At 67.5% G+C, this 4389-nt stretch carries 5 protein-coding genes; 1 reads left to right on the forward strand and 4 read right to left on the reverse strand.

The genetic code is table 11. The features are described from left to right. From VFW84_RS11210 to purE, 4 genes are all read right to left on the reverse strand, one after another. Window positions 1-1059: hypothetical protein (locus VFW84_RS11210; RefSeq protein ID WP_329680540.1), on the reverse strand; the 1059-nt coding region annotated here is incomplete at its 3' end. A gap of 57 nt (window positions 1060-1116) precedes the next feature. Beyond that, the gene (locus tag VFW84_RS11215; protein WP_329680541.1) at window positions 1117-2157 is read right to left on the reverse strand and encodes an L-threonylcarbamoyladenylate synthase; all 1041 of its coding nucleotides are present in this window, start codon (window positions 2155-2157) and stop codon (window positions 1117-1119) included. A gap of 31 nt (window positions 2158-2188) precedes the next feature. Then, window positions 2189-3355 (reverse strand): 5-(carboxyamino)imidazole ribonucleotide synthase, encoded by a 1167-nt coding sequence (locus tag VFW84_RS11220; RefSeq protein ID WP_329680542.1) that lies wholly within the window; start codon window positions 3353-3355, stop codon window positions 2189-2191. After that, window positions 3356-3832, reverse strand: coding sequence for a 5-(carboxyamino)imidazole ribonucleotide mutase (gene purE, locus VFW84_RS11225; RefSeq protein ID WP_329680544.1), 477 nt, complete (start codon window positions 3830-3832; stop codon window positions 3356-3358). It lies immediately after the preceding gene. A 105-nt stretch (window positions 3833-3937) separates the two neighbouring features. Between purE and VFW84_RS11230 the strand changes: the two genes are divergently transcribed. Further along, window positions 3938-4389, forward strand: a 452-nt coding sequence (locus VFW84_RS11230; protein WP_329680543.1) for a thioredoxin family protein, incomplete at its 3' end; no start/stop codon positions are given.

Genomic DNA, 4389 nt, shown 5'->3' on the forward strand with positions numbered 1-4389 from the left:
CGGATCACACACCGGATCGACCACATTCGAGAGGCCGTAAGTCGAGGCGTCGTCCGTCATGTAGCGAACCTGCTCATAGCCCTTGACGCGCCCGATGAAATGGCCATCGTTCTTCACCCCCCCCGAGCCGATCAGGCCATCGTTGAAGGCGGCCACCAGGGCCCGCATGCGCGCACGGCCAGCATCGCCATCGGCACGGGCGTAGGGTGAATAGCTCAGATCGGGCACGGTCACCACCAGCACACGCGCGCCGGTCTTGATGATCTCGTTGACGATGGCACCGAGTTGCTGCCCCTTGAGCTTGAGCGCCGCTTCTGCCACCGGGGTGGTGTCTGCACTGTCATACGCAGCCAGGATGTCGTTCTGGCCTGCCAGCATGGTCACCAAGGTCGAGTCGTTCAGCTCGCTGTAGTGGGTCGTCACCTGGGTGGCCACGTCGGCCACGGTGGCGCCGGCAGCGGCATAGGTCACGGCGCCATCGCTGTCCAGACCGCACTGGCTCTTGTAGCCCAAGCCGTAGGAGTTGGCCAGCAGCTGAATCCACAGACGGTTCTGGGTGCACAGATAGGCATAGTCGAACCCCACCGTCGAACTGGCGTTGGTCACGGTCGAGCCGCCACCGCTGGGGGTGTAGGTCACGTCCATCGTGAACAGGCGGCGCACCACGCTGTTGCCCGTGTCGGCGACCACCGCCGGACTGCCCACCTCTGGCGCCGTGGGATACCAGGCGCCGTAAGTCGCCGTCCACTGCGTGTCCAGGAAAGTCGCCCCGGTGGGCAGGGCGGGCACGAACTGAGAGATCACTCCACGCTCGATCAGCACGGCATTGACCGTGTGTTTCAAGCCGTTGATCTGCCCCGAACCGACCACTTCGGAGGCCAGCACACTGGCCTCATCGCCAAAGGACACGATCTTCGAGGGCGTGAAGGTCTTGACCTGATCCCCACCACCACAGCCGCTCAGGCCCAGGCCGAGCGCGGCCATGGTGCCCAGGGCCAGCACGCCTCGGCGCACGGTGGTCATCAACGGGGTGGGGTGCACATCAACAAGGCGGGTCATGCCATCTCCAAATGAATAAATGCAAGCATACATGCGCCAGCAGACGGCTCCGTGGCCTCAGGCCGCCGCCGCGCGCATCAGGCGGTCGAGCACCCCGTCCCAGGCCGCGTCGGCCGGTGGGTGCTCCACCCAGATCTGCTCGACGCCCAGGGCGTCCATGTCGCGCAGATCGGCAAACAGTTCGTGGGCCGCGAACGCAGGCTGGGCGGGCATCACGCGCATGGCCACGCCGGGTTGGCCCGGCCGATGAGCCCAGGCGCTGCGCGAGTACACCGCCACCTGCGGACCGGGCTCGGACCAGCCCACCAGCACGGGAATCAGCTTGTCCAGCGCATCGATCAGTTCGGCTTCGCTCATCAGGCGCACCTTGGCGCGGGGCGCATAGTGCGCCAGCAGCGTGCCCGAAGCCCGCGGGGCTTTTGGATCCGGCGCTTCCGGACGTGACCAGCGGATGGGCTCGCAGGCGGCCGCCTCCAGTTCATCGCGGGTCAACTGGCCCGGGCGCAGCAGCACCGGGTGTTCCCGTGAGCAATCGACGATGGCCGACTCGATGCCGACCTCGCACATGCCGCCATCGAGCACCCACAGGTCCTCGTGCTCGAACTCGGACAGGACATGCTCGGCCCGTGTCGGGCTGATGCGGCCAAAACGGTTGGCGCTGGGCGCCGCCACACCCAGCACGCCGTGCTCGGCGGCCGCGCGCAGCAAGGCCAGGGCGACAGGGTGGTCGGGGCAACGCAGACCAATGGTGTCCTGCCCACCCGCTGCAGCGGCCCCGATGGCGGGGTTGCGCGGCACGATGACGGTCAGGGGCCCCGGCCAGAAACGCTCCATCAAGCGTTGGGCCACTGGCGGCAGGGCCGAGGCAAAGGCCAGGGCCGCGTCACGGTGGTGCACATGGACGATCAACGGGTGGTGGCTGGGCCGCCCCTTGGCCTGAAAGATCTGGGCCACGGCTTCGTCGTCATCGGCGCGCGCGCCCAGCCCATAGACCGTCTCGGTGGGAAAGGCCACCAGATGCCCGTCGGCCAGCCGTGCGGCGGCCCGGTCGATGGCGTCGCGCTGACTGCCGGGGTCCAGGTGCTTGGGCACGGTCATGGGCGGGGTGCTCCCTGAGGGGGTGGTTCGATCAGAAGGGCTCAATGCCCAACAGCGCCGCAGCCTGCTGGGCCACCTCGGTGGCCGCTGCCAGGGTGGCGCCGGTCACGGTCAGGTGCCCCATCTTGCGCCCCTGACGGGCCTCGTGCTTGCCATACAGGTGCAGGTGGGTGCCACTCAAGGCCAGCACGCCCGCCCAATCGGGCTCGCGCTGCTGGCTGCTGCCCGGCTCGAACCACAGATCACCCAGCAGGTTGATCATCAGGCAAGGGCTGTGCAGCACGGGCTCGACCAGGGGCAGGTTGGTCATGGTGCGCACCTGCAGCTCGAACTGCGAGACATCGAAGGCATCGATGGTGTGGTGCCCCGAGTTGTGCGGCCGGGGCGCCATCTCGTTGGCCACCACGGAGCCGTCCTGCAGCACGAAGAACTCGACGCAGAGCACACCCACATAGTTCAGCGACGCGGCGATCTTGCGGGCCGACGCGATGGTCTGCGCGGCCAACTCGGCGCTCACGCCCGGCGCGGGCACCGTGGTCAAGGCCAGGATGCCGTCGCGGTGCAGATTGCGCTGCACCGGGAAATTGACGACCTGGCCCGAGCGGGCGCGCGCCACGATGACGCTGACCTCGAAGGCCAGGGGCAGCATCTTTTCCAGCACGCAAGGGACGTGCTGGAGCTCGTCCCAGGCGGCCTGGAGTTCGGCCCGCGTCTTGACGCGGATCTGGCCCTTGCCGTCATAGCCCATGCGGGCGGTCTTGAGGATGCCAGGCAGCAGATCGTCCCCCGCGGCCGCGAGCTGGGCCGCCGTCTCGATCACGGCGTGGGGCGCGCAAGGCACGCCGCAGCCGGTGAAATGGGCCTTTTCACGGGCTCGGTCCTGACACACGGCCACGGCCGCACCGGCAGGGGCCACGGGCAAGGTGGCTGCCAGGGTGTCGAGCGCCTGGGCGGGCACGTTCTCGAACTCGGTGGTCACCGCCGCAGACAGCTGGGCCATGCGCGCCAGGCCCTCGGCGTCAAGGTAGCCGGTCTGCACATGGTGGTGCGACACCAGACCGGCCGGGCTGGTCGGGTCGGCGTCGAGCACGGCGGTGGCGTAGCCCATGGCTTGCGCCGCCTGCACGAACATGCGGCCCAACTGGCCGCCCCCCAGAACACCCAGGGTGGCCCCCGGCAGAATCACACCGTTGCTCATTTACTTGTCATCCAGGGTCAGGTCGGCCGTCATGGCGCGTGCCACCTCGGTCTGGCGCGCGCGGAAAGCGTCGAGCTTGTCGCGCAAGGCCTCATCGTGGTTGGCCAGCATGGCCACGGCAAACAGGGCCGCATTGGCGGCACCGGCCGCACCGATGGCAAAGGTGGCCACCGGCACGCCCTTGGGCATCTGCACGATGGAGTGCAGGGAGTCGACCCCCTGCAGGTGGCGCGAGGGCACCGGCACCCCCAGCACGGGCACGGGCGTCTTGGCCGCCAGCATGCCCGGCAGGTGGGCAGCGCCCCCGGCACCGGCGATGATGGCCTGCAGTCCACGGCCACGCGCCTGCTCCGCGTAGCGGAACAGTTCATCGGGCATGCGGTGGGCAGAAACCACCTGGGCTTCGAAGGGCACTCCGAAGTCGGTCAAAATCTCGGCGGCAAGGCGCATGATGTCCCAGTCACTGCTGGACCCCATCACCACACCGATCAAGGGCGTTGTGCTGTTCACAGCGCTCTCCTGTCAAACAAAAACCCGATTTTAGGCGGTCGCACCCGAAAAGGCGGCAACCAGGCTCACACCATGATCGACATCACCCTCGAAAACTTCGAAACCGACCTGCTGGCCACCTCGGCCCGGGTGCCCGTTCTGCTGGACATCTGGGCCCCCTGGTGCGGCCCCTGCAAGCAGTTGGGCCCGGTGCTGGAACAGCTGGAACAGGAGTACGCCGGACGCTTCATGCTGGCCAAGCTCAATGCCGACGAGCAGCCCGAAATCGCAGGACAGCTCTCGCAGATGTTCGGCGTGCGCTCCATCCCCTTTTGCGTGATGTTCACACAAGGGCAACCCGTCGATGGCTTCGTAGGGGCTTTGCCCGCCGAGAAGATCCGAGAATTCCTGGCCAAACATGTGCCCGATGAAGGCGAGATCGAATCCCTGGTGGAAACGCAGGAGGCCGAACACCTGGTCGATGCCGGCGATGCCGACTCGGCCCTGGCCCTGCTGGAAGACGCCCTGGCCAAGGATCCCGGCAA

The organism is Aquabacterium sp., from assembly GCF_036279655.1.
Lineage (GTDB): Bacteria > Pseudomonadota > Gammaproteobacteria > Burkholderiales > Burkholderiaceae_C > Aquabacterium.

Bases quoted from the DNA above. Each gene is read 5' to 3' on its own strand.
- VFW84_RS11215 (WP_329680541.1), bottom strand. From the start codon at position 2,157: ATGACCGTGCCCAAGCACCTGGACCCCGGCAGTCAGCGCGACGCCATC.
- purE (WP_329680544.1), bottom strand. From the start codon at position 3,832: ATGGGGTCCAGCAGTGACTGGGACATCATGCGCCTTGCCGCCGAGATT.
- VFW84_RS11220 (WP_329680542.1), bottom strand. From the start codon at position 3,355: ATGAGCAACGGTGTGATTCTGCCGGGGGCCACCCTGGGTGTTCTGGGG.